Below are 20,670 nucleotides of genomic sequence, written 5' to 3' on the forward strand. Positions count from 1 at the left end.
TGCGGTTTCACGTTCGAGCACGATGCACATTTTCAAGGAGCAACCCTGATGACCTCTAGCCTCAAGAAGCTGATTCGTCCGTTGAGCGTGCTGAGCCTGTCCGCGCTGATGGCGCTGAGCCCGCTGGCCATGGCCGCCCCGCAGGAGCCGGACGTGCTGCTGCGCGACACGGTCGAGGGCCTGACCACCAAGATCGATAGCCGCGAGAGCTACTACAAGGACAACGTCGACGAGCTGGAAACCCTGGTGGATTCCGCGCTGAAGCCGGTGGTGGATTATCGCTACATCGCCGCCAGCGTGATGGGCAAGTACTTCAAGGGCGCCTCTCCTGAGCAGCGCACCGAATTCTCCAAGGTCTTCCATGACACCCTGATCGGCACCTACGCCAAGGGTCTGGTGAGCTTCGATTACGCCAGGCTGGACGTGAAGGACAGCGAAGGCGAGCGTCGCTATGAAGACCAGGACACCGTCTACATGGACGTGGTCGATACCAAGGGCAAGGTCTACCCGGTGGCCTATTCCATGCGTCTGCGCAACGACGAGTGGAAGGTGGTCAACGTGATCGTCAACGGCGTCAACCTTGGCCTGACCTTCCGCAACCAGTTCGATCAGGCCATGCGTGACAACGGCCGCGACATCGACGCCGTCATCAAGGGCTGGCAGCCGGATGTCGACCTCGAGAAGGGTGAGGGGGATCAGGGCAACAGCTGAGCCCTGTCGTCGCCATGACCATGAAAACTCTCTTCGATCGCGAGGGCGTCACGCTGGAAACCGGTGACGCACGGCTGAGCCTGAGTGGCCAGCCGGATTTCGACAATGCCGCAGAGCTGGCGGATTACGGCAGGAAATGGCTGGGGCGCCGCGAGGATGGGGTTTCCATCGATCTGTGCGGCGTGGATAGCGCCAGTACCGCCACCCTGAGCGTGCTGCTCGAGTGGCAGCGCCATCTGGCGGAGCACGGTGGGCATGTCGCTCACCTCGCGTTGTCTCCTGCATTGAGCCGACTGGCGGCAGTCTCCGGACTGGAAAACCTGCTGCCGGGGCTGAATGTCGCCGAGATCAGCGCCGAGCCCCCGCTGTCACTCGAGACGTCCTGAGTCAGCGGCGGCCTGACCGTCTGTCAGGCCGCACCGCTCTGCTGGAGGCTCGAGGCTTGTCCGTATCGCCATTCATGCGCGCGGCAACGTGGAGGCAGCGATTGACTGCCAATCGCGTTCCCGCGCGCTTTTGATTACCATGTGCGGTCATATCGCATCGATCGTCGCGCAAGGATTCCCTGCCACGATCCCGACATGTACCGCGAAGGAGTCACCGCCCGTCATGCAACCGAATGATGTCAAGGCCCTGCTCGAGGCTCGTATCGAGAACGTCGATTTTCATATCCAGGGTGAGGGCTGCAATTTCCAGGTCGTCGCCGTGGGGGATGTCTTTGCCGAGCTGAGCCGCGTCAAGGCCCAGCAGCTGGTCTACTCCGCACTCAATGACGAGATCCGCTCTGGCGCGCTGCATGCCATCAGCATTCGTACCTATACCCCGGCGCAGTTCGAAGCTGCCGCCGGCAACGCTCAGGGTTGACCGGAACATTTCATGGATAAGCTGATCATCACTGGCAACGGGCCGGTCAACGGGGAAGTCTGGGCCAGCGGCGCCAAGAATTCGGCACTGCCCATTCTGGCAGCCACGCTGCTGTCGGAAGGTCCCGTGACCATCAGCAACCTGCCGCATCTGCAGGACATCACGACCAGCCTCGAGCTGCTCGGGCGCATGGGCGTCGAGCCGGTGATGGGCGACAACATGACCGTGCAGCTGGATGGCTCCAAGGTCGAGCATTGTCACGCGCCCTATGACCTGGTCAAGAAGATGCGTGCCTCGATTCTGGTGCTGGGCCCGCTGCTGGCGCACTTCGGCAGCGCCGAAGTCTCGCTGCCGGGTGGCTGCGCCATCGGCTCGCGTCCGGTGGATCTGCACATCCGTGGCCTGGAGGCGATGGGGGCCGAGATCACGGTCGAGAATGGCTACATCCGCGCCAAGGCGCCGGGTGGCCGCTTGAAGGGCGCGCGCATCGTCTTCGACGTCGTGACCGTCACCGGCACCGAGAACCTGCTGATGGCCGCGACCCTGGCCGATGGCCGCACCGTGCTGGAAAACGCTGCGCGTGAGCCGGAAGTCGTCGATCTGGCCGAGTGTCTGATCGCCATGGGCGCCAGGATCACGGGCCAGGGCTCCGACACCATCGTCATCGACGGTGTCGAGAAGCTGCACGGCTGTGAATACTCCGTCATGCCGGACCGCATCGAGACCGGCACCTTCCTGGTCGCGGCGGCCGCCTCGCGCGGTAAGGTGCGTGTCACGCGTACGCGTGCAGACACCCTGGATGCCGTACTGGCCAAGCTGGAAGAAGCCGGCGCCACCATCACCACCGGTGATGACTGGATCGAGCTTGACATGCACGGCAAGCGCCCGAAGGCGGTCAATATCCGCACGGCGCCGTACCCGGCATTCCCCACCGATATGCAGGCCCAGTTCGTGGCGATGAATGCGGTCGCGGAAGGCACCAGCACCGTGATCGAGACCATCTTCGAGAACCGCTTCATGCACGTGCAGGAGCTCAACCGCATGGGCGCCCACATCGCCCTCGAGGGCAACACCGCAGTCGTGACCGGCACCGAGCGCCTGTCCGGTGCGCCGGTGATGGCGACGGACCTGCGCGCCTCTGCCTCTCTGGTGATCGCGGCGATCGTCGCCGACGGCGAGACCATGGTCGACCGCATCTATCACATCGACCGCGGTTACGAGTGCATCGAAGAGAAGCTGTCCGGGCTGAACGTGATCATCCGTCGCTCCGCCGGCTGATCAGTGCCCCACCTCGCGCTGCCGGCCTTGATTGAGCGGCAGCGCGTGCCGAATTCCTACGTACAAGCACGGGCGAATACCCCATGAGCAAGCAACTGGTCGTCGCCCTCTCCAAGGGGCGTATCCTCAAGGAAACCCTGCCGCTGCTGGCTGACGCTGGCATCGAGCCGCTGGAAGATCTCGACAAGAGCCGCAAGCTGCTCTTCGATACCAATCTGCCGGACGTCAAGCTGGTCATCATCCGTGCCACCGACGTGCCGACCTACGTGCAGCTGGGCGCCGCCGATCTCGGTATCGCCGGCAAGGACGTGCTGCTCGAGCATGGTGCCGAAGGCCTGTACGAGCCGCTGGACCTGGAAATCGCCAAGTGCCGCCTGATGACCGCCGGTGTCGTCGGTCAGCAGCAGCAGGGCGCTCGCCGCCGTGTCGCGACCAAGTTCGTCGATGTCGCGCGTCGCTATTACGCCGAGCAGGGCATCCAGGCCGAAGTCATCAAGCTCTACGGCGCGATGGAACTGGCCCCGCTGATGAATCTGGCCGACGAGATCGTCGATATCGTCGACACCGGCAACACCCTGCGCGCCAATGGCATGGAGCCGCGCGAGCTGATCACCGACATCAGCACGCGTCTGGTGGTCAACAAGGCCGCCATGACCATGAAGCACGATCGCCTCAAGCCGCTGATCGATCGCCTGCGTCAGGCCGTGGAAGCCCGCCGCGAGGCGTGATGGCCGCGCGCTGTCGGCATCGACCCGATGGATACCCAAGGTCGCATAGATGACCGTGGCAGAAGATGACTCTCGAAACGCCAGCTGCCGCCCCTGCTCGTCACGATGCTCATCAAGATGTTCATCACGATGCTTATCAAGATGATGCGGGCAGGCGCTGGACGGAGCCCGTCCGGTTCAGCCTTCTCTGCCAAGCAATGAGAAAAGAGGTTCGCATGGATACCTTGATCAACCGGCTTGATAGCCGTGATACCGATTTTACTGCCCGCCTGGACCGCTTGCTGTCATGGGAGGGCGTGTCCGATGCCGAGGTTCAGCATCGTGTCACCGACATCCTCGCGCGCGTCAAGCAGGAAGGCGATGCGGCGCTGGTGGAGTTCTCCAACCGCTTCGACCGCCTGAATGTCTCGAGCATGGCCGAGCTGGTCATCGGTGCCGAGCGTCTGGCCCAGGCCTATGCCGACCTGCCGGCGGATCAGCGCGAGGCGCTGGCCGTGGCTGCCGAGCGTGTGCGTGTCTATCACGAGCATCAGAAGCCGGAAAGCTGGTCCTTCAAGGACGAGCACGGCAGCCTGCTGGGCCAGAAGGTCACGCCGCTGGACCGCGCCGGGATCTACGTGCCGGGCGGCAAGGCGGCCTATCCGTCTTCCGTGCTGATGAACGCGATTCCGGCGCATGTCGCGGGCGTGCGCGAGATCATCATGGTCGTGCCGACGCCGGACGGCGTGGTCAATGAGCTGGTGCTGGCCGCGGCGCACCTGGCGGGTATCGATCGTGTCTTCACCATCGGCGGCGCCCAGGCCGTGGCGGCACTGGCCTATGGCACCGAGACCGTGCCGCGCGTCGACAAGATCGTCGGCCCCGGCAACATCTACGTGGCGACTGCCAAGCGTGCGGTGTTCGGTCAGGTCGGTATCGACATGATCGCCGGGCCGTCCGAGATTCTGGTGGTCAGCGATGGCGTGACCGACCCGGACTGGCTGGCGATGGACCTGTTCTCCCAGGCCGAGCACGACGAAGATGCCCAGGCGATCCTGATCGGGTGGGATGACGAGCACCTGGCCGCCGTCGAGGCCTCCATCGAGCGTCTGGCGCCGACCATGGAGCGTGCCGAGATCATCCTGACCTCGCTGCGTGAGCGCGGCGCCCTGATTCGCGTCAGCGGACCGGAGCAGGCACTGGAGCTGACCAACCGCATCGCGCCGGAGCACCTGGAGCTCTCGGTGGCGAATCCCGAGGAGTGGGTCGAGGGCGTGCGTCACGCCGGCGCCATCTTCATGGGCTCGCACACCTCCGAGGCGCTGGGTGATTACTGCGCCGGGCCGAATCACGTGCTGCCGACCTCCGGCACCGCGCGCTTCTCCTCGCCGCTGGGCGTCTATGACTTCCAGAAGCGCTCCTCGCTGATCCAGTGCTCGCCAGAGGGCGCGTCAGTGCTTGGGCGTACCGCCTCGGTACTGGCACGTGGCGAGTCGCTGACGGCGCACGCGCGCAGTGCCGAGAATCGCATTCTCGACTGAGCCTGAGCCAGAAACTGAGACTGAGGCTGAGCCTTGTCTTGTCAGTAAAAAAAGCCCCGCGACGGACTCCGTCGCGGGGCTTTTGTCATCATGGGGCGGGTGTTCTGCTCAAGGCGTCACGCCGAGACCCCGCTTCAGCCCTTGTCCTGCAGGGACGGCTCGACGGCCGCCGCCGTGTTGTCGGGAATCGGGCGCTCGCCGACCTTGACGTCGATGTCCAGCGTCTTGCCGTCACGCAGCAGGCGCAACTCCAGCGCATTGCCGGGTTTGACGGCGGCGATGTCGGCCATGGCCAGGCGAGCATCCAGCAGGCGCTTGCCGCCGATGGCGGTCAGGATATCGCCCGGGCGCAGGCCGGCGCGCGCGGCAGGGCCGTTACGCAGCACGGCGGCCACCACCACGCCTTGCGGGGCGCTCAGGCCGAAGGAGTGCGCCAGCGACGGTGTCAGCTCCTGTACCTCCAGTCCCAGCCAGCCCCGAATCACGCGGCCGTGGTCGACCAGCGATTCGAGGATGTCGCGCGCCAGGTTGGCGGGGATGGCGAAGCCGATGCCCTGCGAGCCGCCGGAGCGCGAATAGATGGCGGTATTGATGCCGACCAGTGAGCCGTCGGTGTTGATCAGCGCGCCGCCGGAGTTGCCGGGGTTGATCGCGGCATCGGTCTGGATGAAGTCTTCATAGGCGTTCAGGCCAAGATGGTTGCGTCCGGTGGCCGAGATGATGCCCATGGTGACCGTCTGGCCGACCCCGAAGGGGTTGCCGATCGCCAGCGAGACATCGCCGACGTGGACCTGGGTGGAATCGGCGATCGCCACGGTGGGCAGGTTGTCGAGGTCGATCTTGAGCGCCGCGAGGTCGGATTCCGGGTCCACACCCACGACCTTGGCGAATGTCTCGCGGCCATCGCGCAGGGCGACCTGAATCTGGTCGGCGCCCTGGATGACGTGGTTGTTGGTCAGGATATAGCCGTCACTGGAGAGAATGACGCCGGAGCCCAGGCTCGACAGCATGCGCTGGCTGCGCAGGGCGTCTTCCCCGTAGAACTGGTTGAAGAAGGGATCGGACATCAGCGGATGCTTGCTGTCGTCCTTGATCTCGCGCGAGGAGTAGATGTTGACCACCGCCGGTGCGGCGGCGTCCACCGCGGCCTGATAGCTGGCCGGGCCGCTGTTGCGCTGCAGCGGCGGTGCTTCACGTAGTACCGGGTCTGCCGACTCCTCGCGCTGCGCCGCTGACAGCGTCAGGCTCGGAGGCGGCAGCACCTGCTGATTGGCGGCAGGGTTCTGTGACGGGCTCGGGTAGGGGGTGTTGCCTGCCTGCTCGTTCTGCTGCGGGGCGGGCTCGCCCAGGCCCAGCGTCGGAAAGCGGTCCAGCACGACGACGGCCAGCAGGACGCCGGTGACGACGGGCCACAGTAGCGGGAGCAGTGTGCTGCGAAGAGAACGGGGCATCGGATTTCCTGATAAAAAGTCCGCGCACCGACGCGATGCTGCGGACATGAAGATGAAAAGCCTGAAGATCCACGTGCCACGCGAAGGGATGGCCCCGGTCAAGGCGCGACACGCTTACATGGCGCCGATGCGCCGTTACAATGCTCGCCAGTGTAACACTCGATGACTCTGACTGCTGGAGGCCCAATGGCTGATCGTGACACGCTGATGAAGGCGCTGGATGGCTGTCTGGAGGCGCAGGCCTTCAAGGACTATACCGTCAATGGCTTGCAGGTGGAGGGGCGCCGTGAGGTGCGCCGCGTGATGACCGGCGTGACGGCCAGTCAGGCGCTGCTCGATGAGGCGCTCGCCTGGCAGGCCGACCTGGTGCTGGTGCATCACGGCTACTTCTGGAAGAACGAGCCGGCCCAGATCACCGGCATGAAGCGTCGGCGCCTCAAGACCTTGCTGGCCAATGACATCAATCTGGCGGCCTATCACCTGCCGTTGGATGCGCATCCGACACTTGGCAACAATGCCCAGCTGGCCGAGCGTCTGGGGCTGATCAGTGAAGGTTGTCTGGATGGCGTGCCCGGGCGTGGCCTGGTGCATGTCGGGCGTCTGGCCGCTGAGGTGGAGGGGCTGGACAGCACCGCGCTGGGGGCCGAGTTCAGCCGGCGTCTCGGGCGTGAGGTGCTGGTCGTGGCCGGCCATGATCGCCCCATCAAGCGCATTGCCTGGTGCACCGGCGGCGCTCAGGACTATATCGGCCTGGCCATCGAAGCCGGCGTCGATGCCTTCCTCTCGGGCGAGATTTCCGAGCGCACCACCCATAGCGCCCGCGAAGAGGGAGTGACCTACTTTGCGGCGGGTCATCATGCGACCGAGCGTGACGGTGTGCGGGCCCTCGGCGAGTGGCTGGCGACCGAGCATGGTGTGGAGCATCGCTTTGTGGATATCGACAACCCGGCGTGACATCTGATGCCGGAAACGACAACGGCCACCTCGAGAGGTGGCCGTTGTCGTTTTCAGATGCCGTGAGAGGTTCACGACAGCAGGGCGATCAGATACGCGGCGGGTTGGTAGCCGGTGTCTTGCCTTCACTCGGTTGCGGCTTGAGGCCGAAGTCCTCTGACAGGGTGCCACGGTTGTCGGCGTAATCACGCGGCAGGTCGACCTTGTCGGTCTCGCTGTCGTCCGGCGTGGTGTCAGTGTCCAGCAGGCGGCGCTTGAGCTGGCTGTCATCGCACAGCGCGGTGGCGCCAGTGGCCAGATGCTGGCGCAGCTCATTGCCGGCGCGCTGGATCTGGTCGGTCAGGTCGCTGGCCTTGGAAAAGTGGTCGTTGAGGGCATCGCGGAACTGGGTCAGCTCCAGCTCGCGCTCAGCCAGCTTCTGGCGGGTCTTCTGGTTGCGGGCCACGTTGGCATTCAGCAGGTGGTAGCACAAGGCGCCGATACCGATGCCAGCCAGAAAACAGGCAATGGCCAGGATCCAGTCAATGTTGCTCTCGTTCACGTCGCTCTCCTTGTGTCACGACTGCGGTGATCGTCACCGCTGGGGCATGGTAGCGCTGAGATACGATGCCGGTATTCAATGATGTTCCATCACGCCGATCTCGGGATCGGTCTGGTGTCCAGCAGGTCAGCGCCGCTTGCCGCTGTCCTTCTTGCGTCAGTCTTGCGTGTCTCTTTCTTTGCTCGGTCTTTCGTGGCTCGGTCTTTCGTGATCCGGTCTTTCGTGCCGCTTGCGTTTCAAAAGCGTCCACGCGCCATTATATCGGTGTGGTGCAGCGATGCGTCAATTCACGCGGCGCGCGACCTTGGTCGCCTGTCGGCGCAGCCGGCGGGGTGTGGGCGGATGCCAGCTCACGCCTTGCGAGCAATGCGCGCGGCGAAAGCCACGTCGCGCAGCCGATTGCTGGTCGGTGAGTGGGTAAAGTGGCCATCAAGGCGTATAATGCCGCGCAATTTCGTCCTTGCCTGCCCGCCGTGTCGGGTCAGGCGTGATCTTGTTCCTTTCATGTCAGGCGTGCGCCAGTGCGTGGCGCCTGACCTGCAGCGGGTTTCTCAATGCCAGCACCGACGCCTCTCGAGAAGTACCAGGCAGACCTCAAGCGTGATGACTTTGCCTACGATGCCGCCCAGGAAGATGCGGTCCGCCATCTGCAGCGTCTCTACGACGACCTCGTGCGCACGCCGCGCCAGACGCCCGACAAGGTGTCCGACGCGACGGGTGGCGGCGGGCTGGGCTCCAAGGTGCGTCGTCTGTTCGGCAAGCCGTCACGCACGGCGCCTGTCGATGAAGCGCCCGAGATCATGGGCCTCTACTTCTGGGGCGGCGTGGGACGTGGCAAGACCTATCTCGTCGATACCTTCTACGAGAGCCTGCCGTTTGCCGACAAGATGCGCACGCACTTCCACCGCTTCATGCAGCGTGTCCACAATGAACTCGGCCACTACAAGGGCGAGAAGAACCCGCTGACTCTGGTGGCGGCCAAGTTCGCCGTCGAGGCGCGCGTGATCTGCTTTGACGAATTCTTCGTCAAGGACATCACCGATGCGATGATTCTCGCCACCCTGTTCGAAGAGCTGTTCAAGCAGGGTGTGGTGCTGGTCGCGACCTCCAATATCGTGCCGGATGATCTCTACAAGGACGGCCTGCAGCGGGCGCGCTTCCTGCCGGCGATCGACCTGGTCAAGCGTCACTGCACGGTGGTCAATGTCGATTCCGGCATCGACTACCGCCTGCGCGCGCTGGAGCACGCCGAGCTCTTCCATAGCCCGCTGGGCGACGACAGTGCCGCGCGGCTGGCGCGGGAATTCCGCTCCATCGCCGGTGCCGAAGGCCATGCCGATGAAGGCTTGAGCATCAATCATCGCGTGCTGCACGCCCTGCGTCGCCATGAAGACGTGGTGTGGTTCCACTTCGATGAGCTGTGTGATGGCCCGCGTAGCCAGAATGACTACATCGAGCTGGCGCGTGAGTTCCACACCGTGCTGGTATCCGAGGTGCCGCAGATGGGGCGCGACAGCGACGACCAGGTGCGTCGTTTCATCAACATGGTCGATGAGTTCTATGACCGTGGCGTCAAGCTGCTGATGAGCGCCGCGACGCCCGTCGAGGACCTCTATACCGGCGGCAACCTGGATTTCGAATTCCAGCGCACGCTGTCACGTCTGCAGGAAATGCAATCGCGTGAGTATCTCGCGCTGCCGCACAAGCCGTGAGACCTGCGGCAAGGGCAAAATAGCCTTTGTGGTAGGCGGGCATGACATGTACAATGCGCGCTCGCTCGAACTGTTGACCGGTTCTCGAGCCATCCTGAGTCATTCACTCCTGATGGGCGAGGGCAGTCTGGAGATGAGAGGTCAGTGACTGCGCAAGCAGCACGCCGCTCGCTGCCAGACGTCGGACAACCAAGAAAAATAGGGATTGGTCGCGCACACAAGTGCAAGACCCGACTATAGGTGATTCATCCATGAAGACGTTTACTGCTAAGCCGCAGTCCGTCCAGCGTGACTGGTTCGTCGTCGACGCAGCCGGCAAGACGCTGGGCCGTATGGCTACCGAAATTGCTCGTCGCCTGCGCGGCAAGCATAAAGCCGAGTACACTCCGCACGTTGATACTGGCGATTACATCGTCGTCATCAATGCCGAGAAAGTCGCTGTGACAGGTCGCAAGGCAGAAGCCAAGACCTACTACCGTCACACCGGTTACCCGGGCGGCCTGCGCTCCATGAACTTCAACCAGATGATCGAGCACAAGCCTGAGCGCGTGATCGAACTGGCTGTCAAGGGCATGCTGCCGAAGGGCCCGCTGGGTCGTGCCATGCAGTCCAAGCTGAAAGTCTATGCTGGCTCCGAGCATCCGCACGCTGCGCAGCAGCCGCAAGAACTGAACATCTGAGGGAAGCATCGCCATGACACAGCAGCACTACGGTACCGGGCGCCGCAAGACTTCTACCGCGCGCGTCTTCCTGAAGCCGGGCACCGGCAAAATCACCGTCAACCAGCGTGACCTGAACGACTACTTCGGTCGTGTGACAGGCCGCATGGTTGTCCGTCAGCCGCTCGAGCTGACCGAAACTACCGAACAGTTCGACGTCTACGTCACTGTTGCTGGTGGTGGTGGTTCTGCTCAAGCCGGCGCTATCCGTCACGGCATCACTCGTGCCCTGATGGCTTACAACGAAGACTTCCGTCCGGCCCTCCGCGCCGCCGGTTACGTCACTCGTGACGCCCGTGAAGTCGAGCGTAAGAAAGTCGGCCTGCGCAAGGCCCGTCGTCGTCCGCAGTTCTCCAAGCGTTAAGAGAACTCGCGTCGACCACAAGAACGTCCAGTGCCCGCAAGGGTGCTGGACGTTTTTTTTGCGGTCTCGCTGCACGATTGACGAAAGCGGCTTTGGTCAAGGTGGCTTTCTTGAGTTGTGAGCGCTCTGTTCTTGCCCTTTAATACAAGCAAGCATCAAGTGCTCGGCAAGTGGATGGCCCAGCATCAAGCGGTAGTGTTTGGGAGATAACAATAAAATGTCAGATCAAGCTGTGAACCGAGGGCGACGCCGCTTCCTCGTCAGCGCAACCACCGTGGTCGGGGCGGTAGGGGTGGTCGGTATCGCAACGCCCTTCCTGGCGTCCTGGCAGCCAAGTGCGCGTGCCCGTGCGGCAGGCGCGCCTGTCACGGCGGATATCTCGCGGCTGGCACCCGGCCAGCAGATGACCATCGAATGGCGCGGCAAACCGGTGTGGGTGGTGCGTCGCACCCCCGAGATGATCGCCGATATCCGCGCCATCCCCCCCGCAGAGCTGCAGGACCCCGAGTCACTGCGTCCCCAGCAGCCCCCTTATGTCGATGCCGTGCTGCGCTCCATCAAGCCGGAATATGTGGTGTTGGTGGGTATCTGCACGCACCTGGGCTGCTCGCCTGGCTATCGTCCCGAGATCGGCGCGGCGGACCTCGGCGCGGACTGGCCGGGCGGCTATCTGTGTGCCTGTCATGGGTCCAAGTTCGATCTCGCCGGGCGAGTCTTCACCGGAGTGCCGGCGCCTTCGAATCTGGAAGTGCCGCCGCATCGCTACGAGAGTGAGCAGGTGCTGGTGGTGGGTGTCGACGAGGAGGCTGCCTGATGGGGAATCCAAACCGTGCCAAGGCGCCACGCGGCATCATGCGCTGGATCGATGACCGCCTGCCGGCCACCCAGTTTCTGCAGGACCATCTGACCGGCTACTACGCGCCGAAGAACTTCAACTTCTTCTACTTCTTCGGCTCGCTGGCCTTGCTGGTGCTGGTCAATCAGATATTGACCGGCATCTGGCTGACGATGAGCTATACGCCGAGTGCCGAGGAGGCCTTTGCCTCCATCGAGTACATCATGCGCGATGTGGAGTACGGCTGGCTGATCCGCTACATGCATTCCACCGGCGCCTCGGCCTTCTTCGTGGTCATCTATCTGCACATGTTCCGTGGCCTGCTGTATGGCTCCTACCGTGCGCCTCGCGAGCTGGTATGGATCTTCGGCATGTGCATCTATCTGGCGCTGATGGCCGAGGCCTTCATGGGCTATCTGCTACCCTGGGGGCAGATGTCCTACTGGGGTGCGCAGGTGATCATCTCGCTGTTCACGGCGATTCCGGTCATCGGGGCAGATCTGGCGCAGATGATTCGTGGCGACTACCTGATCTCGGGAATCACCCTGAACCGCTTCTTTGCGCTGCATGTCATCGCCTTGCCGCTGGTGATCGTCGGGCTGGTGGTGCTGCATCTGGTAGCACTGCACGAGGTGGGCTCGAACAACCCCGATGGCATCGAGATCAAGGACAGGAAGGATGAGGCGGGGCAGCCGCTGGATGGCATTCCGTTCCATCCCTATTACACGGTGAAGGACCTCGTTGGTGTCGGCGTCTTCCTGTTCGTGTTCTGTGCGGTGATCTTCTACTTCCCCGAAGGCGGCGGCTACTTCCTGGAAACGCCGAACTTCGAGCCGGCCAATTCGCTCAAGACGCCCGAGCACATCGCGCCGGTGTGGTACTTCACGCCGTTCTACGCCATGTTGCGCGCGGTCAATTATCCGCTGTTCGGCGTGGATGCCAAGTTCTGGGGCGTGGTGGTCATGGGGCTGGCGATCGCCATCCTGTTCGTGCTGCCGTGGCTGGATCGCTCGGCGGTGCGCTCGATCCGCTACAAGGGCTGGTTGTCGCGTATCGCCATCGTCATCTTCGTGGTCAGTTTCGTGACGCTGGGCGTGCTGGGGGTGATGCCGCCCACGCAGGAGCGCACGATCATCGCGCAGCTGGCGACCGTGGCATATTTCGCCTTCTTCATATTGATGCCGCTGTATACGCGCTTCGAGACGACGCGAGCGGTGCCTGACAGGGTGACGGGCCGATGAGCGCGCTGATGGGTGGGTCAAGGAAGTGGCTCGAACGCGGGCTGGCAGCAGGGTTGCTGGCCGTAGTGAGCCTGATGGGGTCGGGCATGGTGAGCGCGGCGAGCAGCGCGGTGCCGCTGGAGACGATGGAGCCGGATCTGCATGATCAGCCCTCGCTGCAGCGAGGCATGCAGCTTTACACCAATTACTGTCTCGGCTGTCATAGCCTGCAGTATCAGCGTTACTCGCGTGCCGCAGAGGACCTGGGGATGCCCGAGGACCTGGTCGAGCAATATCTGATTCTCTCGCCAGCGCTCAAGATCAATGACACCATGCGCACGGGCATGCAGAAAGAAGACGCGGCCGGCTGGTTCGGCACGCCGCCACCGGATCTGTCGCTCGAGGCGCGTCTGCGCGGCACAGACTGGATCTACACCTATCTGAAGAGCTTCTATCGCGATGCGTCACGTCCGTGGGGCGTGAACAATGCGGTCTTCCCCCAGGTCGGCATGCCACATGTGCTGGAGTCGCTGCAGGGCGTGCAGGAAAAGGTCTGTGGGCAGAGTGACCTGGCGGTAGCGGGGGCGGAGATCGATCCCGACACGGGGCGTTATGCGTCCTGTGATATTCTAGAGATCACCCAGCCTGGCAGCATGACGGCAGGGGAGTTTGATCAAGCGATGTGGGATCTGACCAATTTTCTGGCCTATGTCGGCGAGCCTTCGCGACTCAAGGCTGAGAGCATGGCCCCCAAGGTGTTAATATTCATTCTGATCTTTACCTTGCTGGCGTATCTTCTCAAGAAGGAATACTGGCGCGACATTCATTGATGGCCCCCGGGGCGGGGTCTCAGTGATAATGGCGAGCCGGCAGTGACGGGCGCGCGGCTGATCAGTCGCGCGCCCGCTTGCGTCGCCTTGAGGTGGCGCAGGCTGACCCTCTGGCAGGGCCTGTTGTGACAAGGGCAGGCCAGAGGAAACTTATCCCCGTTTGTCAGGCCAAAAGCTGACACGGGCATGTCTCGAACAGATGCGAGGACAGTTTCATGGGTGTTGTGGCCAAGCGTTCATCGATGACCTTCTACTCCGGTGGTGACGACCACTTCAGCCACCGTGTACGGATCGTGCTGGCCGAGAAGGGTGTGGCAGTCGATATCATTGATGTGGATGATGACAGCCGTCCGGCCGAACTGGCCGACCTGAACCCGTACAACAGTGTGCCGACGCTGCTGGATCGCGACCTGGTGCTCTACGAGTCCAAGGTCATGATGGAATATCTGGACGAGCGTTTCCCGCATCCGCCGCTGTTGCCGGTGTATCCGGTGGCGCGCGCCCAGAGCCGTCTGTGGATGCACCGCATCGAGCGCGAATGGGTGCCGATGATGGAAACCATCCAGACAGGCACCAAGAAGGAAGCCGACAAGGCGCGCAAGGAATTGCGTGAAAGCCTGATCGGCATTTCCCCGATCTTCGACGACATGCCGTTCTTCATGAGCGACGAGTTCTCGCTGGTGGACACCTGCATTGCCCCGATCCTGTGGCGCTTGCCGACACTGGGAATCGAGCTGCCGGAGAAGCAGGTCAAGCCGCTGCTGACCTACATGGAGCGGTTGTTCGGGCGTGATGCCTTCAAGGCGTCGCTGTCCGAGGCCGAGCGCGAGATGCGCATCTGATCCGTGCGTGATCTTTCGGTCATTGATCGATCGGTCACGCATTCGGGCTTTCGCCCTCGCTCATCAGTCTGTGGATGATGGATGTGAGCGATGTGCGGGGCGTTGGCCCGTTGGCGGAATGGACTTCGGTCGTCGCTGACACTCATTGCAGTTCAAGAGGTTCTCCCATGCTTTCCAGTCGCCCTTATCTGGCACGCGCACTCTACGAGTGGCTGCTGGATAACGACAATACGCCGTACATCGTGGTGGACGCCGAGCAGGAAGGTGTCCAGGTTCCGCGTCAACACGTCCAGAACGGCCAGATCGTGCTCAATATCGCACCCGGTGCGGTGCGTGATCTGTTGATCGCCAATGAAGGGGTCAGCTTCAATGCCCGCTTCGGTGGTCAGCCGATGCACGTCAGCGTGCCGACGGCGGCCCTGGTCGCGCTGTATTCGCGTGAAAACGGTGTCGGTATGGTCTTCGGTCACGAGCCGGTGATGCCGGGTGCCGATGAGATGACATTCGGTGAAGCCGCGCCAGATGCCGAGCCGGCCGCCGCAGCGCGCCCGACGCTGGCCAGTGTCGGCAGTGCGCCCGTCGAGGAAGAGGTGCCTGCCTCGGAATCAGCGGATGCGTCCGTCGAGACCAGCTCAGGCGCTGATGCCGAAGTCGCCGGTGAAGAGCAGGCGTCGGACTCGGCCAGTGACGAGCAGGGGGCTGATGACAATGATCAGCCCAAGCCGCCGCGCAAGGGGCGTCCTTCGCTGCGCGTGATCAAGTAATCACGTCGGCAGGTGGGGGCGATGGATGAGGGTTGGTCATTGCCCGCCTGATGTCGCTCCTGTCATGAAAAATGCCCCGCAGGCTTCGGCCTGCGGGGCATTTTTCATTCTGGGCACTATTTAATCAGGGCACGTTTCGTTCGGGGCACTTTTCGTTCAGGGCACTTTGCATGTCAGGCATGTCAGGCATGCAAGCGCGCCACCGCGATCAGTCGAGGTACTCGAAGACCTTGGCGATACGCTGGATGCCGCCGACTTCAGAGACCTTGCTGACGATCTGGTCGGCTTCGGCGCGGGTCACGATACCCATCAGGTAGACGCTGGCATTCTCGGTGAGTACCAGGATGCGACCGGAGTCGATGTTGGCATCCGCCGCCAGCGTGGCCTTGACGCGCGTGGTCAGCCAGGTGTCCTGCACGCGCTGGCTGGCCGGGGCATTGGCGCTGATTTCCAGCGCGTTGTGCACCTGACGCACGCGACGCACGTCCTTGGCGATGTCCGTGGCCTTCTGCTTCAGCTCGTCGCTGGCGACCTGGCCGGTCAGCAGCACCATGCCGTTGTAGGAGTTCACGTTGACGTGGGCATCATTGAAGCGGGCATCGGTCTTGCCGAGATTGACCTCGATCTTGGTCTCGATGCTCTCGTCTTCCACCTGGGCGCCCAGGGTGCGATCGCCATAGTCTTCGTCGATCGGGCCGCTGTTGGTCAGGTCGGCGACGGTGGTGCAGCCGGCTAGCGTCAGGAAGCCGGCGGTGGCCATGAGGGAAAGCAGATTCTTGGGCGTCATGCCGTTTTCTCCTGGTGAATGCCGTGGGGCGCGCGGATTACTCGTTGCTGCCGAACAGCTGATGATCAATCAGGTCGCACAGGCAGTGGATGGCCAGCAGATGGACTTCCTGGATGCGTGCCGTAGAGGTGGCGGGAACACGAATCTCGCAGTCTTCGCTGCCCAGCAGTGACGCCATGTCGCCACCGTCACGGCCGGTCAAGGCGACGACGCGCATGTCGCGGTCGTGAGCCGCCTGGATGGCCTGCACCACGTTGGCGGAGTTGCCGCTGGTGGAGATGGCCAGCAGGATGTCGCCGGGCTGCCCCAGGGCGCGGATCTGCTTGGAGAACACCTCGTTGTAACTGTAGTCGTTGGCGATGGACGTCAGCGTGGAGGTGTCGGTGGTCAGCGCGATGGCCGGCAGGCTCGGGCGCTCACGCTCGAAGCGGTTGAGCAGCTCGGAGGAGAAATGCTGGCTGTCGCCGGCGCTGCCGCCGTTGCCGCAGGCCAGGATCTTGCCGTCATTGACCAGGCTCTGGACCATCATCTGGCTGGCCGCTTCGATGAAGGGCGGCAGCACTTCGCTGGCGTAGGTCTTGGTGTCAATGCTGGCGTTGAAGTGGCCGAGAATACGCGATTGGAAATCCATGATGGCTCTTGGTCGTTGGCTTCAGAACGCTTCGAAGGCGTGGCGAATCCAGTGAATGGAACGAGGGGAGGTCCCCTCCACGCCTACCACGTCGAAGCGGCAGGAACATGATAGCCCGTGCTGGGCCAGATAAAAACGCGCGGCAGTGATCAGCCGGCGTTGCTTGGTATGGGTCACGCTTTCCAGTGCGCTGCCGAAGCGGGAGTTGGCCCGGTAGCGCACCTCGATGAAGACCAGGGTCTCGGCGTCACGCATGATCAGGTCGATCTCGCCGCCCTTGGCATGCTGGTTGCGCGTGACGGGGGTCAGGCCACGCGCTGCCAGCCATTGTTCTACCTCCGCCTCGATGACGGCGCCGCGCGCTCGGGCGCGACGCTGGGGAGGCGGGTGCGCCTTGCCAGAGGGCGAGTCGGCGCGTGTCATGTCAGGGCGTGTAGGCTTCGACGGTGCGGCTGTTGGCGCCTTTCAGTGGCGGACGCGGTACGCCACCTCTGAATTCAGCCCAGGGCAGCGTGCGCTCGATGCGGCCATCGTGGCGCGGGAAAAGGCTGCCGGTGGCGCCGAAGAGTTCGCCGCCCGCACCGGCCAGCATCAGCGGTACGCGCTGGGCCAGACGATAGGCATCGACCCCCATGGCGTTGAGCTTGAGCATGCGCGGTGAAGCATCGGACAGGGCGCGGTAGGTGTCGACTTCCGGCAGGGACGCCTTGCCGCCGGAGGAGGCCTCCGGCACTTCCCAGGGAATGTCCACGAAGTCGACGCCATTGAGGTCGCCATCCTGATCGGGCTGCGGTGCGCCGTCATAGAGATGGGAGGTGCCGTAGATCGGCAGGTCGCCCGCGTAGTAGAAGTCCAGCATCGGCGGCACCTGGCGCGCATAGCTCGGCAGTGCCAGCAGGAAGATCATGTCGATGTTGCCGGAATGGGCGCGGCCGTATTTGCTGCCGGATTTCTTGGCGGACTTCATGCGCGCCTGATCCTGGTTCGAGACCGACAGCAGGTCCTTGACGGCTGAGCTGACGGCGCCCTTGGGGTTGTAGCGCTCGACGGAGACGATGTCGCCGCCCTCCTGCTCGAAGCGGTCGCGGAAGGCGCTGTAGACGCGCTGGCCCCAGGCATTGTTGGGCACCAGAGCGGCGGCGCCACGATGGCCGTCGAGTGCGGCGCGCATGGCGACCTGGCGGGCTTCGTCCTCGGCGGACAGGCCGTACTGGAACAGGTTGTCGGCACGGTTGCTGTCATGGGTGCCGTAGTTGAGGGCCAGTGTCGGCAGCGGAAGGCTGTTCTGGGTCTCGAGCTGACTGACCAGCTTCTTGTCCAGCGGGCCGAGCACGACCTGGGCGCCATCCATGGTGGCACGGGCATACAGGGTCTTGAGGTCCGCGCTCGAGGTGTCATAGAAGCTCAGCTGCGGCGTGGCCTCGGCATTGTCGATGGCGCTGCGATGGCGCGCCTCGATGCCTTCACGGATGGCCTGGGCGATCCGCTTGAGCGAACCGGACTCGGGGAGGAAGACGGCAATCTTGCGCACTTCCTGGCCGGAGAGCTCGCGCAGGTCGAGAATGCCCTGCGGCATCTGGCGTGCGGCGGGATGCTGCGGGTTGGCGTCCGACCAGTCGTTGATGGCGGAGAACATCTGGTCGATGTTGCCGCCGAAGCGACGCTGCAGGCGCAGCAGGTCCGTCCAGCCACTGGCGGTGGGGCTGGCACTGGCCAGCTCATTGAGCTGGCTGGGTGAGAGGCGCGTGAGCTGCTCCCACAGGGTGTCGTTGATGCTCAGGTCATCGCTGTCGGCCTGCAGGGCGATCAGGGTCTGGGCGCTGGCCAGGGGTTCGCCGACCATGCCGAGTGCCAGGCCGCGACGCTTGCGCAGTGTGCGCTGGTCATCGCTGGACATCTGGATGTTGTCCTCGAGCACCGAGGTGGCCAGGATCGTGTTCCAGCCGTCCTGCTGCTCAAGCGCGATACGCGACAGCAGCAGGGCCCATTGCACGCGTTCCTGCGGCTCGAGGCTTGTTGGATCGATGTCGGATGCGATGGTGATCGCCTGCGCGTTGTCGCCGCTGCGTGCTAGGATGTCCGCAGCGTGCAGGCGCGTACTGGCCGCTTGCTGACCCTGTTGCTGCTCGGCCTGAGCGAGCAGGGCATCGGCACCGGGGCCGCTGGAAAGCGGTGACTGTCCGGCACACCCTGCCAGCAGCAGGGCGGAGGCGGCGAGGCCCGCCAGCGTGCGCAGGCCGGAACGTGAACGGCGCGCGGCCTCCTGCCGGATGGCTGACGAAGTGCTCAGCGTATTGGCTGATGCACGATTCCATGTCTGGCGCATGTACGACGGTCCCTTGGCTGATGGGCGATGCGGTCAGGACTGCATCGCCGCCTACTGTGATGAAGGGTGAAAGGCATCATGGCACTCGGTCGATCAGGGCCACGCATGCAGCGTCCTTCGGATGAAATGTCCCAAGGCAATCTGCCTGTGTCTGACGACCATTTCTACCATTGAGTTCAACGAGTCGAAGCATTGAATGTCCGAGTCTTCTGAAGGCGTATTGTACGTGGTCGCCACGCCGATTGGTAACCTCGATGATCTCAGTCCCCGCGCCGCGCGGGTGCTGGGAGAAGTGGACCTGATCGCAGCCGAGGATACCCGCCACAGCGCGCGGTTGCTGCGTCACCTGGGCCTGGAAGTGCCCATGATGTCCCTGCACGATCACAACGAACGTGGTCGTGTCGACCAGCTGTGTCAGGCGCTGGAGGCAGGCCGACGCGTCGCGCTGGTCTCCGATGCCGGCACGCCGCTGATCTCCGATCCCGGCTTCATCGTCGTGCGCGCCCTGCGCGAGCGTGGCTTCAAGGTAGTGCCGCTGCCGGGGCCGTGCGCGTTGATCACCGCCCTCAGCGCGGCGGGCCTGCCGACGGATCGCTTCACCTTCGAGGGCTTTCTGGCCCACAAGGGTGGCCCGCGTCAGGCGCGCCTTGCCGCGCTGCGCGACGATAGCGCCACCCATGTGCTGTACGAGTCTCCGCACCGCATCCAGGCGCTGCTCGGCGATATTCGCGAGGTGCTGGGCGAGCGCCGGGTCGTGCTGGCCCGTGAGCTGACCAAGACCTTCGAGACCTTCCTCGATGGCACGGCAGCCGAGCTGTTGGCGCAGATGGACGCTGACAGTGATCAGACCCGCGGTGAGTTCGTGGTCATGATCGAAGGAGCGCCGGCACGTGACGGCGACGAGGCGGCCAGTGTCGAAGGCGACGCCCTGTTGCAGGTGCTGTTCGAGGAGGGTGTCGGCGTCAAGCAGATGGCCGCCATCGCCACGCGTCTGGTGGGCGGGCGCAAGAAAGCCTGGTATGCCAAGGCGCAAGCCATGAAGGACGCGGCAGAGGAATAAGCAAACCTCTGTCACGCCAGACTTTTTTGCCGCTGCCATTGTTCGGCCTGCGCAGGCTTCGTCTTGTGAAAGGCCCATGACACTGGTAGTCTTGCGCGCTTGGGAGACGGCCAGACAGTCGCCGCCAGCGCAAGCTGGGGGAGGAAAGTCCGGGCTCCATAGGGCAAGGTGCCAGATAACGTCTGGGCGGCGCGAGCCGACGGCAAGTGCAGCAGAGAGAAGACCGCCTACGTCAGCTTCGGCTGACCGGTAAGGGTGAAAGGGTGCGGTAAGAGCGCACCGCGCGGCTGGTAACAGTTCGCGGCGAGGTAAACCCCACCTGGAGCAAGACCAAATAGGCCCCCTATGCTGCTGCCCGCAGTGGGGGCGGGTTGGTTGCTTGAGCCCTGTAGTGATTCAGGGCCTAGATGAATGACTGTCCACGACAAGACCCGGCTTATCGGCCATCTCCCGCCTTATAACGTCAGTGTGCTGCCAGCCTTCGCGATGCGAGCGATGGCAGCACACCTTGAATTCGCATGACCGGCGCCGTC

22 protein-coding genes and 1 other RNA gene are annotated in these 20,670 nt (G+C 63.5%); 17 read left to right on the top strand and 6 right to left on the bottom strand.

Features of this window, described 5'->3' with window-relative positions; genetic code table 11:
• The first annotated feature begins 48 nt into the window (after positions 1-48).
• From QD280_RS09250 to hisD, 6 genes are all read left to right on the top strand, one after another.
• Complete coding sequence (locus QD280_RS09250; protein WP_043332543.1) at positions 49-711, top strand: ABC transporter substrate-binding protein; 663 nt, start codon at positions 49-51, stop codon at positions 709-711.
• Between the two features lie 14 nt (positions 712-725).
• Positions 726-1,097 (top strand): STAS domain-containing protein, encoded by a 372-nt coding sequence (locus QD280_RS09255; protein ID WP_279839015.1) that lies wholly within the window; start codon positions 726-728, stop codon positions 1,095-1,097.
• Positions 1,098-1,320: 223 nt separating this feature from the next.
• Positions 1,321-1,575: a BolA/IbaG family iron-sulfur metabolism protein gene (locus QD280_RS09260; RefSeq protein WP_043332541.1), complete on the top strand. Its 255-nt coding sequence runs from the start codon at positions 1,321-1,323 to the stop codon at positions 1,573-1,575.
• 12 nt (positions 1,576-1,587) lie between these two features.
• On the top strand, positions 1,588-2,853 hold the full coding sequence (gene murA / locus QD280_RS09265) for a UDP-N-acetylglucosamine 1-carboxyvinyltransferase (protein WP_043332539.1): 1,266 nt from the start codon (positions 1,588-1,590) through the stop codon (positions 2,851-2,853).
• An 83-nt stretch (positions 2,854-2,936) separates the two neighbouring features.
• The gene (gene hisG / locus QD280_RS09270; RefSeq protein ID WP_043332537.1) at positions 2,937-3,581 is read left to right on the top strand and encodes an ATP phosphoribosyltransferase; all 645 of its coding nucleotides are present in this window, start codon (positions 2,937-2,939) and stop codon (positions 3,579-3,581) included.
• Positions 3,582-3,796: 215 nt separating this feature from the next.
• The gene (gene hisD / locus QD280_RS09275) at positions 3,797-5,101 is read left to right on the top strand and encodes a histidinol dehydrogenase (protein WP_107335420.1); all 1,305 of its coding nucleotides are present in this window, start codon (positions 3,797-3,799) and stop codon (positions 5,099-5,101) included.
• Positions 5,102-5,235: 134 nt separating this feature from the next.
• Here hisD and QD280_RS09280 read toward each other — a convergent pair whose 3' ends face one another.
• Complete coding sequence (locus QD280_RS09280) at positions 5,236-6,552, bottom strand: Do family serine endopeptidase (RefSeq protein WP_192838345.1); 1,317 nt, start codon at positions 6,550-6,552, stop codon at positions 5,236-5,238.
• A gap of 186 nt (positions 6,553-6,738) precedes the next feature.
• Between QD280_RS09280 and QD280_RS09285 the strand changes: the two genes are divergently transcribed.
• A complete protein-coding gene (locus tag QD280_RS09285; RefSeq protein ID WP_279831685.1) occupies positions 6,739-7,506 on the top strand; it encodes a Nif3-like dinuclear metal center hexameric protein in 768 nt (255 codons plus the stop codon).
• A gap of 88 nt (positions 7,507-7,594) precedes the next feature.
• Here the strand turns inward: QD280_RS09285 and QD280_RS09290 are convergent, their stop codons facing one another.
• Complete coding sequence (locus QD280_RS09290) at positions 7,595-8,047, bottom strand: DUF1043 family protein (RefSeq protein ID WP_279839018.1); 453 nt, start codon at positions 8,045-8,047, stop codon at positions 7,595-7,597.
• A 554-nt stretch (positions 8,048-8,601) separates the two neighbouring features.
• Between QD280_RS09290 and zapE the strand changes: the two genes are divergently transcribed.
• The 8 genes from zapE (at position 8,602) to QD280_RS09330 (ending at position 15,333) form a co-directional block, all read left to right on the top strand.
• Positions 8,602-9,759, top strand: coding sequence for a cell division protein ZapE (gene zapE, locus QD280_RS09295; RefSeq protein WP_043332526.1), 1,158 nt, complete (start codon positions 8,602-8,604; stop codon positions 9,757-9,759).
• Between the two features lie 251 nt (positions 9,760-10,010).
• Positions 10,011-10,439 carry a 50S ribosomal protein L13 gene (rplM, locus tag QD280_RS09300; protein WP_043332524.1) on the top strand — a complete coding sequence of 143 codons (429 nt, stop codon included), beginning with the start codon at positions 10,011-10,013 and terminating at the stop codon, positions 10,437-10,439.
• 13 nt (positions 10,440-10,452) lie between these two features.
• Positions 10,453-10,842, top strand: a complete 390-nt coding sequence (gene rpsI / locus QD280_RS09305; protein ID WP_043332522.1) for a 30S ribosomal protein S9 — start codon at positions 10,453-10,455, stop codon at positions 10,840-10,842.
• 217 nt (positions 10,843-11,059) lie between these two features.
• On the top strand, positions 11,060-11,656 hold the full coding sequence (petA, locus tag QD280_RS09310) for a ubiquinol-cytochrome c reductase iron-sulfur subunit (protein WP_043332520.1): 597 nt from the start codon (positions 11,060-11,062) through the stop codon (positions 11,654-11,656).
• A complete protein-coding gene (locus QD280_RS09315; protein ID WP_107335416.1) occupies positions 11,656-12,918 on the top strand; it encodes a cytochrome bc complex cytochrome b subunit in 1,263 nt (420 codons plus the stop codon). The genes petA and QD280_RS09315 overlap by 1 nt, the downstream gene beginning before the upstream one ends.
• A gap of 74 nt (positions 12,919-12,992) precedes the next feature.
• Positions 12,993-13,727, top strand: coding sequence for a cytochrome c1 (locus QD280_RS09320; RefSeq protein WP_279839125.1), 735 nt, complete (start codon positions 12,993-12,995; stop codon positions 13,725-13,727).
• 215 nt (positions 13,728-13,942) lie between these two features.
• On the top strand, positions 13,943-14,569 hold the full coding sequence (sspA, locus tag QD280_RS09325) for a stringent starvation protein SspA (RefSeq protein WP_043332516.1): 627 nt from the start codon (positions 13,943-13,945) through the stop codon (positions 14,567-14,569).
• A 167-nt stretch (positions 14,570-14,736) separates the two neighbouring features.
• Positions 14,737-15,333 (top strand): ClpXP protease specificity-enhancing factor, encoded by a 597-nt coding sequence (locus tag QD280_RS09330; protein WP_043332514.1) that lies wholly within the window; start codon positions 14,737-14,739, stop codon positions 15,331-15,333.
• Positions 15,334-15,541: 208 nt separating this feature from the next.
• Here the strand turns inward: QD280_RS09330 and QD280_RS09335 are convergent, their stop codons facing one another.
• The 4 genes from QD280_RS09335 to QD280_RS09350 are packed head-to-tail and all read right to left on the bottom strand — an operon-like array spanning position 15,542 to position 19,077.
• Complete coding sequence (locus tag QD280_RS09335; RefSeq protein ID WP_054555092.1) at positions 15,542-16,120, bottom strand: BON domain-containing protein; 579 nt, start codon at positions 16,118-16,120, stop codon at positions 15,542-15,544.
• Positions 16,121-16,157: 37 nt separating this feature from the next.
• The gene (locus tag QD280_RS09340) at positions 16,158-16,751 is read right to left on the bottom strand and encodes a phosphoheptose isomerase (protein ID WP_043332512.1); all 594 of its coding nucleotides are present in this window, start codon (positions 16,749-16,751) and stop codon (positions 16,158-16,160) included.
• A 21-nt stretch (positions 16,752-16,772) separates the two neighbouring features.
• The gene (locus QD280_RS09345) at positions 16,773-17,174 is read right to left on the bottom strand and encodes a YraN family protein (protein ID WP_052384397.1); all 402 of its coding nucleotides are present in this window, start codon (positions 17,172-17,174) and stop codon (positions 16,773-16,775) included.
• A 1-nt stretch (position 17,175) separates the two neighbouring features.
• A complete protein-coding gene (locus QD280_RS09350) occupies positions 17,176-19,077 on the bottom strand; it encodes a penicillin-binding protein activator (RefSeq protein WP_279839021.1) in 1,902 nt (633 codons plus the stop codon).
• Between the two features lie 196 nt (positions 19,078-19,273).
• On the opposite strand from QD280_RS09350, the gene rsmI reads away from it, so the two are divergent.
• A complete protein-coding gene (rsmI, locus tag QD280_RS09355) occupies positions 19,274-20,137 on the top strand; it encodes a 16S rRNA (cytidine(1402)-2'-O)-methyltransferase (RefSeq protein WP_043332510.1) in 864 nt (287 codons plus the stop codon).
• A 102-nt stretch (positions 20,138-20,239) separates the two neighbouring features.
• Positions 20,240-20,592: RNase P RNA component class A (gene rnpB, locus QD280_RS09360), an RNA gene on the top strand.
• The last annotated feature ends 78 nt before the right edge of the window (positions 20,593-20,670 follow it).

It is taken from the genome of Cobetia sp. 1AS1, from assembly GCF_029846435.1.
GTDB lineage: Bacteria > Pseudomonadota > Gammaproteobacteria > Pseudomonadales > Halomonadaceae > Cobetia > Cobetia amphilecti.